Source organism: Methylobacterium sp. Leaf399 (assembly GCF_001424525.1).
GTDB lineage: Bacteria > Pseudomonadota > Alphaproteobacteria > Rhizobiales > Beijerinckiaceae > Methylobacterium.
On record NZ_LMQK01000035.1, the window covers coordinates 61,094 to 77,233 of the forward strand.

Below are 16,140 nucleotides of genomic sequence, written 5' to 3' on the forward strand. Positions count from 1 at the left end.
GCCGGATGGCGCTGGGGGACGCGTCCTTATAGGAAACTCTGCGGGTCGACGTCGACCGTGACCCGGACGTTGCCACGGGCCTTGGGCGCACGAGCGAGCCAGTCACGGAGATAGGTCTGCAGGTCGATGGCGCGGGCCGTCTTCACGAGCAGGCGGAACCGGTAGCGGCCGCGGATCAGCGCGAGGGGCGCTTCGGCCGGACCGAGGACCATCACGCCGGCGGGCGGCTCGGCGGCACGGGCGAGCGCCTGGCCGTGGGCCTCGGCCGCCTCCCGCTCGTTGGCCGAGACGACGAGGGCGGCGAGCCGCCCGAACGGCGGCAGGCCCGCCTCCTCGCGGGCGGCGATCTCCTCGGCGTAGAAGCGCTCGCCGTCGCCGGAGAGCAGGGCGGCGATCACGGGGTGCTCGGGCTGGAAGGTCTGGACCAGGGCTCGGCCCGGCCGCTCGCCACGCCCGGCCCGGCCCGTCACCTGCTGCAGGAGCTGGAAGGTGCGCTCGGCCGCCCGCGGATCGCCGGAGGTAAGGCCGATGTCGGCGTCGAGCACGCCCACCAGCGTCAGGTGCGGGAAGTTGTGGCCCTTGGCCACGAGCTGCGTGCCCACGACGATGTCGCAGCCGCCCTCCGCCACCGTCTGGAGTTCGGCCCGCAGGCGCTCGGCCCCGCCCGGGAAGTCGCTCGACAGCACGATGGTGCGCGCCTCCGGGAACAGCGCCGCCACCTCCTCGGCGATGCGCTCGACGCCCGGGCCACAGGGGGTGAGGTTGTCGAAGGTGCCGCAGGCGCTGCACGAGTCCGGCCGGCGCTCGGTGTAGCCGCATTGATGGCAGACGAGGGCCCGGCGGAAGCGGTGCTCCACCAGCCAGGTCGAGCATTGCCGGCACTGGTAGCGGTGGCCGCAGGCCCGGCACAGGGTCAGCGGCGCGTAGCCCCGGCGGTTGAGGAACAGCAGCGCCTGCTCGCCCGCCGTCACCGTCTCGCGCACCGCGCTCACCAGGGCCGGCGCCAGGAAGCTGCCGCGCTCGGGCTTGTCGAGGCGCATGTCGATGGCCGCGATCTGCGGCAGGCGCCGTCCGCCGAAGCGCTCCGGCAGCACGACGCGGCGGTAGCGCCCGCGCATCGCGTTGACCCGCGTCTCGATGGAGGGCGTGGCCGAGGCGAGGACCACGCCGCAATCCTCGAGCCGGCCCCGGACCACGGCCATGTCGCGGGCGTGGTAGTGGACGCCGTCCTCCTGCTTATAGGCGGTCTCGTGCTCCTCATCGACCACGATGAGGCCGAGTTCGGCGAAGGGCAAGAACAGCGCCGAGCGCGCCCCCACCACCACCGCGACCTCGCCGGCTGCCACCCCCGCGCGCAGGCGCTCGCGGCGCTTGCCGCCGATGCCGGAATGCCACGTCGCCGGGCGGACACCGAACCGCTCGGCGAAGCGGTCGAGGAACTGCGCCGTCAGCGCGATCTCCGGCAGCAGGATCAGGGCCTGGCGCCCGCGCCGCACGCAATCGGCGACGGCCTCGAAATAGACCTCCGTCTTGCCCGAGCCGGTGACGCCTTCGAGCAGCACCGTCGGCGGGGTCCCGTCGGCGGGATTCAGGAGCCCGATCAGATCCTCGGCGGCTTGCGCCTGGGCCTGCGACAGGGGCACCCGGGCATGGTCGGGATCGGGCGGCAGCGCCACCGGCTCTGGCGCCAGCGCCACCGCCTCCAGGGCACCGTCGTCAACGAGGCCGTCGACGACGCTAAGCGACACCTGCGCCTCCTTGGCCAGGGCCCCCTTGCCCCGCATGACGCCGTCGGCGGCGACCGCGAGAACCTTGGCGCGCGCGGTCGTGGGCCGGGACGGCGGCTTGCCGGTGGTGCGCACGCCGACGCGCACCGTCTCGGTACGGGCCGCCTCGTCGGGCAGCCGCAGGGCCATGGCCAGTGCCGAGCCCTTCGGCGCCAGGGTGTAGCGGGCGAGCCAGTCGACCAGTTCGCGCAAGGGGCCCGACAGCGCCGGCGCCTCGATCCGCCCCGTCACCGGCCGCAGATTCGAGCCGGCGCGGGTCTTGTCGACGGCCCAGACCACGCCCACGGTCTCGCGCGGCCCCAGCGGAATCTGCACCACGTCGCCGGGCGCCAGCGCCAGGCCCTCGGGGACGGCGTAGCTATAGGCGGTGTCCAGCGCCAGCGGGATCAGGATCTCGGCGACGCTGGGCATGGAGGCGGTTCTGGTGACATGCTGGGGATATAGGCGTGGTGAAGGCTGACTGCGACCGCCAACCCCAGCGCGATCATCGTGCCGAGGCGTCACGAACGGCGAGCGTCCGGCTCGCGGGACCGGGAGCCCGATGACGTCCAGAGACCCAGCGCGGGAAGGCGTGCTCCTCCTCCACGGCATCGCCCGCCGCGCCGCATCCCTCGCCGGGCTGGAGCGCGCCTTCCGCGCCGCGGGATACGCGACGCTCAACCTCGACTACCCGGCGCGCAAGGCGCCCCTCGAAGACCTCGTCGAGCGGATCGCACCGGAGGTGGCGGCCTTCGCCGGCTCGGTCGCCGCCCTGCACATGGCGACGCATTCCATGGGCGGCCTGCTCGCGCGCGCGCTCGTCACCCGGCACCGGCCGGCCAATCTCGGCCGGGTCGTCATGCTCGGTCCGCCCAACGGCGGCAGCGAGATCGCCGACCGGCTCTGGCGGCTCGCCCCCTACCGGCTGTTCTTCGGACCGGCCGGGGCGCAGCTGACGACGACGCCCGATGCGGCCCTGCGCGCATTGCTGGGGCGGGTCGAGTATCCCCTCGGAATCATCGCCGGGGACAGGAGTCTGTCGCCCCTCGAATCCTGGCTGATGCTGCCCGGACCCGACGACGGGCGGGTCACCGTGGCGCGCACGAAAGTCGCCGGAATGACCGACCACGTCACCCTCCACGCCACCCATAGCCTGATGATGAACAACGCGACGGTGGTCGCGCAGGCCTTGCATTTCGTCCGGGTAGGGCGTTTTGCGACACGGGCGGCGCATGGGCCGACGGGGAGTGGCCGGCGGTCATGGTCGAGGACGGGATGATCGCGGAGCGGACCGGGGCGGCGGCGCAGGTGCGGCTGCACCTCGACGCGGTCTGCCTCAGCTTCGGACGGACCCGCGTCCTCGACGCCGTCGACCTGACCGTGGAGGCCGGCGAGATCGTCGCGCTGCTCGGCGATTCCGGCTGCGGCAAGAGCACGCTCCTGCGCGTCGTCGCCGGGCTCGAACAGCCGGACTCCGGGACGGTCAGCCTCGACGGGGTGGTCGTGAACGGGCGCGGCGGCGTGCCCGCCGAGGGGCGCGGCGTCGGGCTGATGTTCCAGGACTACGCCCTGTTCCCGCATCTCACCGTGGCCGAGAACGTCCGCTTCGGGCTCCACCGGCGGCCGGCGGCGCAGGCGCAGGCGATCGCGCAGGCGCGCCTCGACCAGGTCGGCCTCGCCGCCCGGGCCGAGAGCTATCCCGGCACGCTGTCGGGCGGCGAGAGCCAGCGGGTGGCGCTCGCCCGCGCGCTGGCACCGGGCCCGCGCATCCTGCTCCTCGACGAGCCGTTCTCGAACCTCGACCGACGCACCCGCGACCACGTCCGGGCCGACACCCTCTCGGTGCTGCGGGCGAGCGGGACCACCACCCTGCTCGTCACCCACGATGCGGACGAGGCCCTGGCCTTGTGCGACCGGATCGCCCTGATGAGGGCCGGGCGGATCGTGCAGGTCGGGAGCGGCGAGGATCTCTACCGGCGACCGGCCACGCATTTCGCCGCACGCTTCTTCACCGACCTCGTCGAGATCGACGGCCGCTGCCGTGACGGCGTCGTCGAGACCCCGTTCGGCCCGGTGCCGGCACCTGGGTTCGCGGCGGGCGAGGCGGTCCTCGTGTGCCTCAGACCGGAGGCGATCCGGCTCGCCGCCGACGGAGGGGGCCTGCGGGCGACGGTCGTCGAGCGTCGGTTCCTGGGCAGCCGGGCCATCCTCGTCGCGATGGCGCAGGGCATGCCGGTGCCCGTCAGCCTCGCGGTGCCCCACGGCGACGCGACCGTGCCCGGCGACACGATCGGCCTTCGGGCGGACCTCGACGGCGGCTTTTTATTCCGCCGGGGAGAGGATTAAACCCGCAGGGATAGAATCTTGCGCCACCACAGACCGTATCTCTGCGTTGTCGTGTCGCGAACTCTACTTTTTAAGTGTTTTAAGTAAAAGAGATCGTGCTTGCGCTCCATCGCGCCCGATGCTTGTGAGCAGCCCTCGTCTTTTTACGAAGGCTCGCACGATGCTCGGTCGGTTCGTCTCTCCCCTCGTCGGTGTCCTGGTCGTCGGCGGCCTGTGGTCGGCGCCAGCGGCGCAAGCGGCCGAGGTCAACCTCTACACCACCCGCGAGCCGGGCCTCATCAAGCCCTTGATCGACGCCTACACCGCCAAGAGCGGCGTCACCGTCAACACCTCCTTCGTCGAGAAGGGGCTCGCCGAGCGTGTCGCCGCCGAGGGGGCGCGGGCCAAGGCCGACGTGCTGATGACCGTGGACGCCGGCAACCTGATCGAACTCGTGGACCGCGACCTCGCCCAGGCCATCCGCTCGCCGGTGCTCGAAGCGGCGATCCCGGCGCCCCTGCGCGACCCCGACGGGCGCTGGTTCGCCCTCTCGATGCGGGCGCGGGTCATCTACGCCGACAAGGCGCTGACCGACCTCACCGCGGTTCCCTACGAAGAGCTCGCCGACCCGAAGTGGAAGGGCAAGCTCTGCCTGCGCTCCGGGCAGCACCCCTACAACACCGCCCTGATCGCGCATTACCTCGTCAAGCACGGCTCCGAGAAGACGGAAGCCTGGCTGAAGGGCGTGAAGGCCAATCTCGCCCGCAAGCCGGCCGGCGGCGACCGCGACGTCGCCCGCGACATCCTGGCCGGCACCTGCTCCATCGGGCTCGGAAACTCCTACTACGTCGGCCTGATGCGGTCGGGCAAAGGCGGCCCCGAGCAGGAGACCTGGGGCTCGGCCATCAAGGTGGTGATGCCGACCTTCGCCGGCGGCGGCACCCACGTGAACGTATCGGGTGCGGTGGTGGCCAAGAACGCGCCCAACCGCGACGAGGCGGTCAAGCTCCTCGAGTTCCTGGTCTCGGACGAGGCCCAGGCGATCTACGCCAAGGGCAACTTCGAATATCCGGTCAAGGCCGGCGCTCCCATCGAGCCGCTGCTCACGGCACTGGGGCCGTTGACGATCGATAGCGTGTCGATCGCCGACATCGCCCGCAACCGCAAGGCGGCGAGCCTGCTGGTCGACAAGGTCGGGTTCGACAACTGACCGGGTCCGTGCTCACCGCGGCGGCACCGCACGGGTTGACGCCGCCTCCGGTGGCCGACCTCGCACGTCGGTCGCCGAGCCTGCCAGCCGGGCAGATCGGCTGGATCGTCGCGGCCCTGGCGCTGGCCGCGCTGGTGCTCAGCCCGATCGTCTCGCTGGGCGTCTCGGCGCTGGCCGGCACGGGCGAGCTCTGGCCGCATCTGGCCGCGCATGTCCTGCCCCAGGCCCTGCGCGACACTGGGCTGCTGCTGGCCGGCGTCGGCATCCTCGTCGTCGTCATCGGGGCGGGCAGCGCCTGGCTGGTCTCGGCCTACGCCTTTCCCGGCCGCCGCTGGCTGGAAGCCGGATTGCTGCTGCCGCTGGCGGTGCCGACCTACATCGTGGCCTTCGCCTACCTCGACCTGATGCACCCGATCGGACCGGTGCAATCGACCCTGCGGGCCGCCCTCGGCATCGCGCGGCCCGGCGACCTCGTGCTGCCGGACCTGCGCTCGATGCCCGGCTGCATCGTGCTCCTCGCCTTCGTCCTCTACCCCTACGTCTACCTGCCGACCCGGGCGCTGTTCCTGATGCAGGCCGGCGGCCTCGTGGAAGCGGCCCGCTCCCTCGGGCGGGCGCCGTCGGCCGTCTTCCTCACCGTAGCGCTGCCGCTGGCGCGGCCCGCCATCGCGGTGGGGGTGAGCCTCGCGCTGATGGAAGCGCTCAACGACGTCGGCGCGGCGGAATTCCTCGGCGTCCGCACCCTGACGGTCCAGGTCTACGCCACCTGGATCAACCGGTCCGACCTGCCGGGTGCGGCCCAGATCGCCCTCGTGATGCTCGCCCTCGTCCTCGCCCTGGTGGCGGCCGAGCGCTGGGCCCGGCGCGGCCGGGGCTACGCCGCCACGGCGCGCGCGCCCCGGTCCATGGTGCGGCAGGAGCTCACGGGCGCCCGCGCCGCCCTCGCCTTCGGCCTCGGGCTGTTGCCGGTCGCGATCGGCTTCCTGATCCCGGCGGCCTATCTCGCCGCCGGCGCGGTCTCGCGCATCACCAGGGTCGGCCTGCCGCCGACGCTGTCGACCGAAGTGGCCAACACCGTGCTCTATGCCGCCATCGCCACGGCGATCGCCACCGTGATCGGATTCCTGGTGGCGGCGGCCCCCCGCCTCGCCTCGCCGCGCATCGGCGGCGCCCTCATCCGCATCGCCAGCCTCGGTTACGCCCTGCCGGGCACGATGCTCGCCGTGGGATTGCTCACTCCCCTGGCGCTGATGGATGCCGGGCTCTCGCGCATCACCGAGGCGCTGTTCGGGGCGAGCCCCGCCCTGATCGGCCTCGGCACGGGCAGCGCCCTCGTCACCGCCTACCTGGTGCGCTTCCTCGGCGTCGGCATCGGCACCTGCGAGGCCGGTCTGGCGCGGGTGCCCGCCAGCATGCCCGATGCCGCGCGCATGCTCGGGCGTGGCCCGGCCGCGACGGTGCGGCAGGTGCAACTGCCCCTCGCCTGGCCGGCGCTGGTGAGCGGCGCGCTCCTCGTGTTCGTCGATTGCGTCAAGGAACTGCCGGCGACGCTGCTCCTGCGCCCGCTCAACGTCGAGACGCTGGCGACGCATCTCTACGGCGAAGCGGCACGGGGCACCTACGAGGACGGCACGGTGGCGGCCCTCCTCATCGTCCTCGTCGGGCTGGTGCCGGTGGCGGTGCTGCTGCGCCTCGACGGACGCGGACGCCGCGTTTCGGTCGATCCGTAGCGCGATCCGCCCTTGACGGGCCGGGTTTGCCCGCCCTAGAAGGCGCCACGGTCCGGGTGCGTAGCTCAGCGGGAGAGCATTCGCTTCACACGCGAAGGGTCACAGGTTCGATCCCTGTCGCGCCCACCATTTCCCCTCATGCCACCTCTTCGAGTGGGACGAGGGCCGTGACAGCCTCCACCAGATCGTCGAAGTGCGAGATCACCCGGTCGGCCCCGAGGGCATCGACCGGCGTATCGGTGTAGCCGAAGGTCACCCCCACCACCGGGATTCCGGCCGCCTTGGCCGCATCGATGTCGGCGCGGGAATCGCCCACCATCACCGCCCGTGCGGGATCGCCTCCGGCCCGGGCGACCGTGAGCGTGATGTGGCGCGGGTCGGGCTTGAAATAGGGGAAGGTCTCGCGGCCGCAGATGGTGGCGAAGCGATCGGCGACGCCGAGCAGCGTCAAGAGTTCGACCGCATGACGCTCGTACTTGTTGGTGCAGACCGCCAGGCGATAGCCCCGCGCCGCCAGGGCATCGAGCGCTTGCACCACGCCCGGGTAGAGATGCGACTCGACGCACAGGTTCCGGCCGTAATGCGCGATGAAATCGGCGAACAGGGCTTCCAGCCGCTCGGGCGTCAGGTCCCGGCCCGCGGCGGAGAAGCCGCGCTGGATCAGGGCCTTGGCCCCCGCCCCAATCATGTCGCGGGCCTCGTCGAGGGGAAGCTGGCCCAAGCCCTCGCGGGCGAGGATCGCGTTGAGAGTGCCCACGAGGTCGCCGGCGGTCTCGGCCAGGGTGCCGTCGAGGTCGAACACGGCGATGGGCGGCAAGCTCGTCATGGGGTCTCGCGCTGTCTGTGGAGGAAGCCCTTGGCTAGCGGGGGGGGCGACACCGATCAAGGCTCGCACCGGAGGGTCACGGTTGCGCCGCAAGGGGCCGCTAGCGCTCCTGCCGTTGCGCAAAGGGTCACTCGGGGCAAGGCGATGATGGACAGGGCGACGGAACGGGGCCGGCCTCGCGGTGACGGCGGCGCGGCGCGGCGCGGCAGCGGTCGCGGCCTCGCCTGGGGGGTCTGCGCCGTGCTCGCGGCCGGCCCGGCGCTCGCCGGCTCCTACGAGTTCGTGCCGGCCCCCCAGATCGACCTCAACCGCGTCTACCGGGTCGACCGGGTGACCGGCGAGGTCACCTCCTGCCAGTACGGCCTGCGCGAAGGCGCGGTCGGCAGCGTCGGCGTCACGGTCTGCTACGGCGCGGGCGAAGGCGCGAGCGCGCAGGTCGCCTCCGAGTACGGCCTCGTCGCCACCCGCCACAGCCGCGAGGCTGGCGTGTTCCGCGTCAACTACCGCACCGGCGAGATGAGCATCTGCTACGTCCAGACGCAGAAGGACGCGGTGGTCTGCACCGCCCAGGCCAATCCGCCGGCGGCCGACGAGGGACCCGCCGCGGGCGGCGCGAACCAACGCTCCGTCCCCAGCGTGACCCCGCCTCAGGGACGTCCCTAAAGCCGGCCGCGCAGGCCCGAGGCCGGGCTTGGGCGTTTGCCGGGTCCCGCAGCCATGCTAGGGCCAGCCGACCGTCACGACGAGCCGAGCCGAGCCATGCACGCTTCCTCCCTGCCCGTTGCCGCCGAGTCGGTGTCGTGAGCGGCCCGGACCTGCGCCGCGCTGCGGCCGAGCGGGCGCTCGTCCTCGTCGAGGACGGCATGCGCCTCGGGATCGGCACCGGCTCCACCGCCAACGTGTTCGTGGCCCTGCTGGGCGAGCGCGTCCGCGCCGGCTTCGACGTCATCGGGGTGCCAACCTCGGAAGCGACGCGGCATGCCTGCGAGGCCGCCGGCATCCGTCTGACGACCCTCGACGAGACGCCGGAGCTCGACCTGACCATCGACGGCACCGACGAGGTCGACGACACCCTGCGCCTGATCAAGGGCGGCGGCGGCGCCCTCCTGCGGGAGAAGATCGTCGCCCACGCCAGCCGGCGCATGGTGGTCATCGCCGATGCCGCCAAGCATGTGGCGACGCTGGGGGCGTTCCCGCTGCCGATCGAGGTCAATCCCTTCGGCCTCGGGGCGACCCGCGTGGCCGTCGCGGCGGCCATTGCGTGCAGCGGCTGCGCCGGGTCGCTCGAGATTCGCCGAACCCCGGACGGCGCGGCGCTCCTCACGGACGGCGGCCACCTCATCCTCGATGCGCACCTCGGTCGCATCCCCGACCCGGAGGCCCTCTGCGCGGCGCTCTGGGCGGTGCCCGGCGTCGTCGAGCACGGCCTGTTCCTCGGGCTCGCCGACGGCGCGATCCTGGCCCATGCCCGCGACGGGCGGGCCGAGATCACCTGTCTCGGCCGCGTCTGAGACGCGCCTGTCGTCGTCCGCTGCCATGTCGTTCGTCGTTCTCCCCATCGCAGCCCCATCCGGAGCGCCCGCCATGTCCTCCCGCATCTCCGTCCGCCTTCCGCTGGCGCTGGCCCTAATCCTGGCCGGAGCCCTCTCGGCACCGGCGCTGTCGCAGCAACCTCCGGCGCCGGCCAAACCGGCCGCCAAGCCCGCCGCCAAGCCTGCCGCGCCGACCCCGCCCGCGCCCTCGACCCCCGCCGCGCAGACCCCGGCGATCAACCCGAACCACCTCGCCCTGGCACGGGAGGTGATGCTGTCCTCCGGCATCGCCCGCTCGTTCGATTCGATCATCCCGGCCTTCGGCGAGCAGATTCGCCAGGGAGCCGTCACCCGGCCCGAGCTCGGCAAGGACCTCGACGAGGTTCTGGTCGGCCTCGCCCCCGAGATGGAGCTGCAGAAGCAGAGCATGATCGACACGGCCGCGCGCATCTACGCCCGCCGCCTGACCGAGGCCGAGCTCACCGAGATCGCGACGTTCTTCCGCTCGCCCGCCGGCAAGCGCTACGTGGAGACGCAGCCGCAGGTGCTCGACGAGATGGTGCAGGCGATGCAGACCTGGACCCAGGACGTTTCGGAATACGTCATGGTCCGGGTGAGGGCCGAGATGGCCAAGCGCGGCCACCAGCTCCAGTAGCGCCATGGCGCGGACCACCGGAGCGGTCGGGGCCCTTCACGGCCTCGGCGCGATCGTCCTCGCGGCGGTGCCGCTGGCGATGGTCCTGGCCAATCGGTCGAGCCCTGCCGTCGTCGGGCTCGCCGCCCTCCTGTTCCTCGCCGCCGGGCTGATCGAAGACCGGCGCGCCGTCGTCGCCGCGGTGGCATCGCCGCTGCGCTCGCCGCTCGGTCTCTGCGCCCTCGCCTTCCTGGCCTGGTGCGGCCTTTCGTTCGCCTGGAGCCCCTTCCCCGCCCTGTCGCTTCGCACCGCGAGCGAGTTCCTGCCGACGCTGCTGGCGGCCTACCTCGTGGCCCGCCTGGCGCCGGGGCGCCTGCCGGCCGGAACGGCGACCCTGGCCGCCGGGATGTTCGGCCTCGCCTGCCTCGTCGTCGTGGCCGATCTCGCCAGCGACCTCGCCCTGCGCAGGCTGCTCGGCGGGCGGATCGCCTATTTCGTCCACAACCGGCCGGCGATGACGATCCTGCTCGTCGGAATCACCCTGACGGGCCTCCTCCTGGCGCAGGGGCGGCGATGGTGGGCGCTGGCCGTGGTCGGGCTGGGGCTTACGGCCATCCTGCGCTCGGTGAGCGGCGCGGCCAGCCTCGGGCTCCTGGCGGGGCTCGCGATGCTGGCGGTGACGCGGCTGGCACCCGCGCGGGTCGCGCTCGGCCTCGCCGGGGCCGGCCTCTGCCTCGCCGTGGCGCTCGCACCGATCGAAGGGGAGATCCTCCACAGGCTGATGCCCGAGGCGGCCCACGACAGGCTCGTCCAGAGCAGTTCGCGCGCCCGCGTCGCCATCGCCCGCAGTTTCGGGGCGGCGGTGGCCGCCGACCCCTGGACGGGGGCGGGCTTCGGCACCTCCGCGCGCTTTGCCGACGTGCCGGCGGCGCAAGGCCTCGAGCCGGACCTGCGGGCGATGCTGGCGGTGGGCCATCCCCACAACAGCTTCCTGCAGGTCTGGGCCGAACTCGGGATCGTCGGTGCCGCGTTGGCGAGCGCCGTCCTCCTCCTGACCCTGCGAGGGATCGCGGGGCTGCCGCCTCCCGACATGGCGGTGGCCCTCACCCTCGTCGCGGCGGCCAGCGCCATCGCCTTCGTCGAGCACGGGGCGTGGCAGCCGTGGTGGACGGCCGGGCTCGGCGCGGCGGTCGTATGGCTGCGCGAGACCGGGACCGGTCAGGCCGCCTCGGCCTCGACGCGGTTGCGGCCGGAGTCCTTGGCCCGGTAGAGGGCGAGGTCGGCCCGCTTGAGCATGGCGGCGGCGGTGTCGTCCTCGCCCCGGCGGGCGGAGACGCCGATGGAGACCGTGACGGGCACCGTGCGGGTTCCCTTCTGGACGAGGAAGGGCGTGGCCTCGATCCGCTCGCGGATGCGCTCGGCGATGATGTGGGCGCCGGCGACGTCGGCGTCGGGCAGGATGATCACGATCTCCTCGCCGCCGTAGCGCGCCACGATGTCGATCCCGCGGGTATGGGTGCGGACGCGCTCGGCGAAGGCCCGCAGCACCTCGTCGCCGGCATCGTGACCGTAGGTGTCGTTGATGGTCTTGAAGCGGTCGATGTCGAGCAGCAGCGCCGAGACCGGCCGCTGGCGCAGCCGCGCCTCCTCGAACAGGCCGCCGAGGTGGCTGTCGAGGTAGCGCCGGTTGTGCAGGCCGGTGAGGCCGTCGGTGATGGCGAGCTCCATCGAGGCGTTGACCGCCCCGCGAAGCACCTCGGAGAACCGGCGGCGGCGGACCTGCGTGCGCACCCGCGCCACGAGTTCGTTTCGGTCGACGGGGCGCATCAGGTAGTCGTGGACGCCGAATTCGAGGCCGCGCACCACCCTGGCGCGGTCGTGCTCCTCGGCGATCATGATGACGGGCATGGTGCGGGTGCGGTCGAGGGAGCGCAATTGGCTGCACAGGCGCAGGCCGTCGAAGCCCGCGAGGTCGAGGCTGACCAGGGCGACCTCGAAGGCGCCCTCGGCGGCCAGCACCATGGCCCGGTGCGGATCGGGCTCGACGGTGACCGTGTGCTGCTGGGCCAGCGCCGCCGCCAGTCGCTCGGACGAGCGCGGGCGGTCGTCTACCAGGAGGATCTGGGCGTCCTGGCCCGTCTCGGCGGTGGCGAGCGCGATGGCGTCGCCCATGCCCATGGCGCGCGAGGCCAGGGCCCGGCTGCGCAATTCGTCGGTGACGGCCTTGAGACGCACCAGGCTGCGTACCCGGGTGAACAGCGCGGTGTCGTCGATGGGCTTGGTCAGGAAATCGTCGGCCCCGGCGTCGAGGCCGCGCAGGCGGTCAGAGGGCTGGTCGAGGGCGGTGACCATCACGATGGGCAGGTGTGCCGTCACCGGGTTGTTCTTGAGGTGCCGGCAGACCTCGAACCCGTCCATGCCCGGCATCATCACGTCGAGCAGGACGAGGTCGCACAAGCCCTTCTCGCAGATGGCGATGGCATCCGGCCCGTTCATGGCCGCGATGACGTCGAAATACTCCAACGCCAGCTTGGTCTCGAGCAACTTCACGTTGGGGAAGAGGTCGTCGACGATCAGGACCCGTGCGGACATCGTTCCTCATCGCTCCTTGTGGACCACGCGGCGGCCGGTGGGGGTACCCCTCGACGGCGCCGGCGCGATCGTCTTCAACGGGTGGGGCTCGGCGCCGCCCGTCCAGCCTTCGTCCCGTTCAGGCGGGTCGTTCGTCGCCAAGGTACAGGCGAACCGTTGAAAGAAACTTTGCGACCGAGATGGGCTTGGAGAGATAGGCCTCGCAACCGCCTTCACGAATGCGTTCTTCGTCGCCCTTCATGGCGAAGGCGGTGATGGCGATGACGGGGATGCCCTTGAGGTCGTCGTCTTCCTTGAGCCACTTCGTCACCTCGAGGCCGGAGACCTCGGGCAGCTGGATGTCCATGAGGATCAGGTCGGGGCGATGGGTGCGGGCGAGGTCGATCGCCTCGATGCCGTTGGCGGTCTTGAGGGTCGCGTAGCCATGGGCTTCCAACAGGTCGTTGAAGAGCTTCATGTTCAGTTCGTTGTCTTCGACGATGAGCACGGTTTTCTTCATGGCCTGTCATTCCCGGCTAGTCCGCGGCTCATTTTGAAGACGCCAGCCCCGTTTCAACCAGACTTAACCGGTACATGTTGATGAAACGCAAATCCGATCAAGGGCCTGATTCGGCCGAACGCCTCGCCCTGGCGGTCCTCGGCTGGATCGCCGGCGACGAAGACCGGCTTTTTCCCTTCCTGGCCCTCACCGGCATGACGCCGGACACCCTGCGCGCGAGTGCGGCCGAGCCGGGCTTTCTGGCCGGCGTCCTCGATTTCGTCATGGGCGACGAAGCGGTGCTGATGGCCTGCGCCGCCAGCCTAGAGGTACCGCCCGAACGCATCGCCGCGGCATGGCGGCGGTTGGGCCCGAGCGAGCCGGACGACGGGTTCGCGTGACGGGGGAGGCGCAGTGGCGGACGCGGCGACCGCCGCGGTGATGGCCCGCGATGCCGTCTGCCGCGATTGCAGCGCTCGCCAGGACGAAGGGTCCGTCCGCTGCCGGGCCTGCGGTTCGCCGCGCTTGCTCGCGCACCCCGAACGCGACATCCTCGCCATCGCGCATGTGGATTGCGACGCGTTCTACGCGGCGGTGGAGAAGCGCGACGATCCGGCGTTGCGCGACCGCCCGCTGATCATCGGCGGCGGCCGGCGCGGGGTGGTCGCCACCGCCTGCTACCTCGCCAGGGTCTCGGGCGTCCATTCGGCGATGCCGATGTTCGCCGCCCTGAAGGCGTGCCCCGATGCGGTGGTGCTGCGCCCGGACATGGCCAAATACGCCCGGGTCGGCCGCGAGGTTCGCCAGATGATGCGCGACCTCACCCCGATGGTGGAACCGCTCTCCATCGACGAGGCCTTCCTCGACCTCTCCGGCACCGAGCGCCTGCACGGGACGAGCCCGGCGCTCACCCTGGTCCGCTTCGCACGGCGCGTGGAGACCGAGATCGGCATCAGCGTCTCGGTGGGCCTCTCCGACACCAAGTTCCTGGCCAAGATCGCCTCAGACCTCGACAAGCCGCGTGGCTTCTCGATCCTCGGCCGCGGCGAAGCACAGGCTTTCCTGGCCGGGCGCCCCGTCTCGATCCTGCCGGGGATCGGCCCGGCCGGGCAGGCCCGTCTCTCCGGGCTCGGCATCCGCAAGATCGCCGACCTGACCCGCATCGATCCCGAACGCCTGCACGCGGCCCTGGGACGGGAGGCCGGCCGGCTGCGGGCATTGGCGCGGGGCGAGGACGATCGCCCGGTGCGGCCGTGGCGCGAGACCAAGAGCGTGTCGGCGGAGACCACCCTGGCCGACGACCTCGGCACCTTCGAGGCCCTGCGGCCGATCCTCTGGCGGCAATGCGAAAAGGTGTCCGAACGTCTCAAGCGCGCCGACCTCGCGGCGGCCACCGTCACCCTGAAGCTCAAGGATTCGGGATTTCGCCTTCGCACCCGCGCCCGCGGCCTGGCGCCGACGCAGCTCGCCGCCAGGCTCTACCCGGTGGCGGAAGCCCTCCTGCGCGAGGCCTGCGACGGCACGCCCTACCGGCTGATCGGCATCGGCGCCGGCGACCTCTCCGAGGGGACGACCGCCGACCGGGCCGATCTCCTCGACGGCGACCTCGGTCGCATCGCCAAACGCGAATCCGCCCTCGACAGCCTGCGGCTGCGGTTCGGCGAGGCCAGCATCCAGCGCGGGCTCGGCTTCAGCGGGACGGTACGCGACCCCAAGGCACCCCGCGGCGGCCGATAGGACCAGCGACGAGGGGCTCGCCCGGGGGAGCGTCGATCAGGGCGCGCACTCCTTCGCCGTCTCCGCCGCGCCGGCCTTTGTCGGCGGGGTGAGGTCGAGGCGGGTCAGATCGCCGAGGATGGCGAAGCTGCCGTAGTCGAGCTTCAAGGCGCCGCTGACGCCGTTGTCGTAGAGGTCGAAGGTGAGCACGTAGATCGGGGTGCGTTCGCCGTCGCCCTGCGTGTAGTAGCTCAAGGTGACAGGCCAGCGCGGCATCGTGGTCATCTCGCCCTCGCGCAGGGGCTTGTCGCGCTCGCCCTTGTCGCGCTCGCCCTTGGGCGCACCCTCGACCTTGCGTCCGATCACCGCCAGGGTGTCGTAGACCTTGCGGCCGTCGTCGGAGCCGTCGAACACCTTCACCGACAGGGTGCTCTCCCCCGCCCTCCCGGCCTCGATCAGCCGGCGCATGTGGATGCTCGGAAACAGCACCGGGCCGGTGGCCTGGAACTGGTCGCGCTTCGGCTCCTTGAGCTTGACCTTGATGGTCTCGGCCCCGCTCTCGGCGGTCCCATCCACCGCCTGGGACGGCGCCTCGTTGAGGAGGGTGGCGGTCTTGAAGCGGAAGTTGCGACCATCCCCGCTCTCGAACGTCGTGTTGCGCAGGTCGGACGTCCGGCTCCCGCTCTCCCCGCTCTGGAGCTGCGTCACCTGGCGGGTCTGCATCGTGTAGCCCTTGCAGGCGTCGCCGCCGAAATCGAGGACGATGCGACCGCGCGCACTCTCCACCGAACGGCTGGCGCTGCTCTCGGCCAGGGATAGTTCGTACACCGCGCGGTGCCCGGCGAGGCGGATCGGCTCCGCCGCCTGCGCAGCCCCCGCCGCCACGACGAGGCCCGCCGCCATTCCTCCCAACCGCCGTGACGACCGCATGGTGTCTCCCTGTTCGAACGCGAGCCGACCAAAACCCGTCCGGTCGCACCGCCCACACATAGTCACGCCGGCTTAGGCGACAATGCGGGCTCGGAGTGGTCGGACCGCGACGTGCCGTGGAGACCCCTCGGCGATGGTGAGGCGCCATCGGCAATGGCAGGGGCCCATCGGCAGTGGCGGGAACCCATTGGCAGTGGAAAGCCGCAGGGCGTGCATGGTCTCCCTTGCATACGGCTCGACGCCTCCTGTACGGTCGCGCTGATTGGCGATGCATCCGGCGCGACGGCCAATACACGACGGTTCGACGACGACCAGAGCGCGCGTCGTGATGGGTTTGCCGTCGGCGAAACCAGCGTTCCCGTGGAAGGCGTGCGGTTCTTTTCAATACACCGTGTCATGAC

15 protein-coding genes and 1 tRNA gene are annotated in these 16,140 nt (G+C 71.8%); 11 read left to right on the top strand and 5 right to left on the bottom strand.

Annotated elements, in window-relative coordinates:
- Positions 1 to 26 precede the first annotated feature (26 nt).
- Positions 27 to 2,378 (bottom strand): primosomal protein N', encoded by a 2,352-nt coding sequence (locus ASG40_RS19600; protein ID WP_274533843.1) that lies wholly within the window; start codon positions 2,376 to 2,378, stop codon positions 27 to 29.
- Here ASG40_RS19600 and ASG40_RS19605 point away from each other — a divergent pair.
- The 5 genes from ASG40_RS19605 (at position 2,329) to ASG40_RS19625 (ending at position 7,160) form a co-directional block, all read left to right on the top strand.
- Entirely contained in the window at positions 2,329 to 3,045 is a 717-nt protein-coding gene (locus tag ASG40_RS19605) for an alpha/beta hydrolase (protein WP_055889656.1), read from the top strand. The two genes, ASG40_RS19600 and ASG40_RS19605, sit on opposite strands and share 50 nt — an antisense overlap.
- Positions 3,027 to 4,112 (top strand): ABC transporter ATP-binding protein, encoded by a 1,086-nt coding sequence (locus tag ASG40_RS19610; RefSeq protein ID WP_244480662.1) that lies wholly within the window; start codon positions 3,027 to 3,029, stop codon positions 4,110 to 4,112. The genes ASG40_RS19605 and ASG40_RS19610 overlap by 19 nt, the downstream gene beginning before the upstream one ends.
- A 160-nt stretch (positions 4,113 to 4,272) precedes the next feature.
- Positions 4,273 to 5,301, top strand: a complete 1,029-nt coding sequence (locus ASG40_RS19615; protein WP_055889658.1) for an extracellular solute-binding protein — start codon at positions 4,273 to 4,275, stop codon at positions 5,299 to 5,301.
- A gap of 50 nt (positions 5,302 to 5,351) precedes the next feature.
- A complete protein-coding gene (locus tag ASG40_RS19620; RefSeq protein WP_156387830.1) occupies positions 5,352 to 7,031 on the top strand; it encodes an ABC transporter permease in 1,680 nt (559 codons plus the stop codon).
- Positions 7,032 to 7,085: 54 nt separating this feature from the next.
- Positions 7,086 to 7,160: transfer RNA gene (locus tag ASG40_RS19625), tRNA-Val, on the top strand.
- 7 nt (positions 7,161 to 7,167) lie between these two features.
- On the opposite strand, the gene gph is transcribed toward ASG40_RS19625, so the two are convergent.
- Entirely contained in the window at positions 7,168 to 7,857 is a 690-nt protein-coding gene (gene gph / locus ASG40_RS19630; protein WP_055889660.1) for a phosphoglycolate phosphatase, read from the bottom strand.
- Positions 7,858 to 8,004: 147 nt separating this feature from the next.
- Between gph and ASG40_RS19635 the strand changes: the two genes are divergently transcribed.
- The 4 genes from ASG40_RS19635 (at position 8,005) to ASG40_RS19650 (ending at position 11,293) form a co-directional block, all read left to right on the top strand.
- Entirely contained in the window at positions 8,005 to 8,520 is a 516-nt protein-coding gene (locus ASG40_RS19635) for a hypothetical protein (RefSeq protein WP_244472464.1), read from the top strand.
- Between the two features lie 137 nt (positions 8,521 to 8,657).
- Positions 8,658 to 9,368 carry a ribose-5-phosphate isomerase RpiA gene (rpiA, locus tag ASG40_RS19640; RefSeq protein WP_055889662.1) on the top strand — a complete coding sequence of 237 codons (711 nt, stop codon included), beginning with the start codon at positions 8,658 to 8,660 and terminating at the stop codon, positions 9,366 to 9,368.
- Between the two features lie 73 nt (positions 9,369 to 9,441).
- The gene (locus tag ASG40_RS19645; RefSeq protein WP_082524168.1) at positions 9,442 to 10,044 is read left to right on the top strand and encodes a DUF2059 domain-containing protein; all 603 of its coding nucleotides are present in this window, start codon (positions 9,442 to 9,444) and stop codon (positions 10,042 to 10,044) included.
- Between the two features lie 4 nt (positions 10,045 to 10,048).
- On the top strand, positions 10,049 to 11,293 hold the full coding sequence (locus ASG40_RS19650) for an O-antigen ligase family protein (protein WP_055889670.1): 1,245 nt from the start codon (positions 10,049 to 10,051) through the stop codon (positions 11,291 to 11,293).
- Here ASG40_RS19650 and ASG40_RS19655 read toward each other — a convergent pair.
- Positions 11,242 to 12,615: a PleD family two-component system response regulator gene (locus tag ASG40_RS19655; RefSeq protein WP_055889672.1), complete on the bottom strand. Its 1,374-nt coding sequence runs from the start codon at positions 12,613 to 12,615 to the stop codon at positions 11,242 to 11,244. The two genes, ASG40_RS19650 and ASG40_RS19655, sit on opposite strands and share 52 nt — an antisense overlap.
- Before the next feature lie 118 nt (positions 12,616 to 12,733).
- A complete protein-coding gene (locus ASG40_RS19660; RefSeq protein ID WP_055889675.1) occupies positions 12,734 to 13,114 on the bottom strand; it encodes a response regulator in 381 nt (126 codons plus the stop codon).
- Positions 13,115 to 13,194: 80 nt separating this feature from the next.
- Here ASG40_RS19660 and ASG40_RS19665 point away from each other — a divergent pair, with 80 nt between their 5' ends.
- Together ASG40_RS19665 and ASG40_RS19670 are read left to right on the top strand one after the other, a co-directional pair.
- Positions 13,195 to 13,494 (top strand): DUF3572 domain-containing protein, encoded by a 300-nt coding sequence (locus ASG40_RS19665; RefSeq protein ID WP_055889917.1) that lies wholly within the window; start codon positions 13,195 to 13,197, stop codon positions 13,492 to 13,494.
- A 40-nt stretch (positions 13,495 to 13,534) separates the two neighbouring features.
- Positions 13,535 to 14,830 carry a DNA polymerase IV gene (locus tag ASG40_RS19670; RefSeq protein ID WP_055889920.1) on the top strand — a complete coding sequence of 432 codons (1,296 nt, stop codon included), beginning with the start codon at positions 13,535 to 13,537 and terminating at the stop codon, positions 14,828 to 14,830.
- A gap of 36 nt (positions 14,831 to 14,866) precedes the next feature.
- Here the strand turns inward: ASG40_RS19670 and ASG40_RS19675 are convergent, their stop codons facing one another.
- Positions 14,867 to 15,712 carry a cell envelope integrity EipB family protein gene (locus ASG40_RS19675; RefSeq protein WP_055889678.1) on the bottom strand — a complete coding sequence of 282 codons (846 nt, stop codon included), beginning with the start codon at positions 15,710 to 15,712 and terminating at the stop codon, positions 14,867 to 14,869.
- Positions 15,713 to 16,140 lie beyond the last annotated feature (428 nt).

Coding starts and splice junctions, on each gene's coding strand:
- ASG40_RS19605 (WP_055889656.1), top strand. CDS start 2,329: ATGACGTCCAGAGACCCAGCGCGGGAAGGCGTGCTCCTCCTCCACGGC.
- ASG40_RS19600 (WP_274533843.1), bottom strand. CDS start 2,378: ATGCCGTGGAGGAGGAGCACGCCTTCCCGCGCTGGGTCTCTGGACGTC.
- ASG40_RS19610 (WP_244480662.1), top strand. CDS start 3,027: ATGGTCGAGGACGGGATGATCGCGGAGCGGACCGGGGCGGCGGCGCAG.
- ASG40_RS19615 (WP_055889658.1), top strand. CDS start 4,273: ATGCTCGGTCGGTTCGTCTCTCCCCTCGTCGGTGTCCTGGTCGTCGGC.
- gph (WP_055889660.1), bottom strand. CDS start 7,857: ATGACGAGCTTGCCGCCCATCGCCGTGTTCGACCTCGACGGCACCCTG.
- ASG40_RS19635 (WP_244472464.1), top strand. CDS start 8,005: ATGGACAGGGCGACGGAACGGGGCCGGCCTCGCGGTGACGGCGGCGCG.
- ASG40_RS19645 (WP_082524168.1), top strand. CDS start 9,442: ATGTCCTCCCGCATCTCCGTCCGCCTTCCGCTGGCGCTGGCCCTAATC.
- ASG40_RS19650 (WP_055889670.1), top strand. CDS start 10,049: ATGGCGCGGACCACCGGAGCGGTCGGGGCCCTTCACGGCCTCGGCGCG.
- ASG40_RS19655 (WP_055889672.1), bottom strand. CDS start 12,615: ATGTCCGCACGGGTCCTGATCGTCGACGACCTCTTCCCCAACGTGAAG.
- ASG40_RS19660 (WP_055889675.1), bottom strand. CDS start 13,114: ATGAAGAAAACCGTGCTCATCGTCGAAGACAACGAACTGAACATGAAG.
- ASG40_RS19665 (WP_055889917.1), top strand. CDS start 13,195: ATGAAACGCAAATCCGATCAAGGGCCTGATTCGGCCGAACGCCTCGCC.
- ASG40_RS19670 (WP_055889920.1), top strand. CDS start 13,535: ATGGCCCGCGATGCCGTCTGCCGCGATTGCAGCGCTCGCCAGGACGAA.
- ASG40_RS19675 (WP_055889678.1), bottom strand. CDS start 15,712: ATGGCGGCGGGCCTCGTCGTGGCGGCGGGGGCTGCGCAGGCGGCGGAG.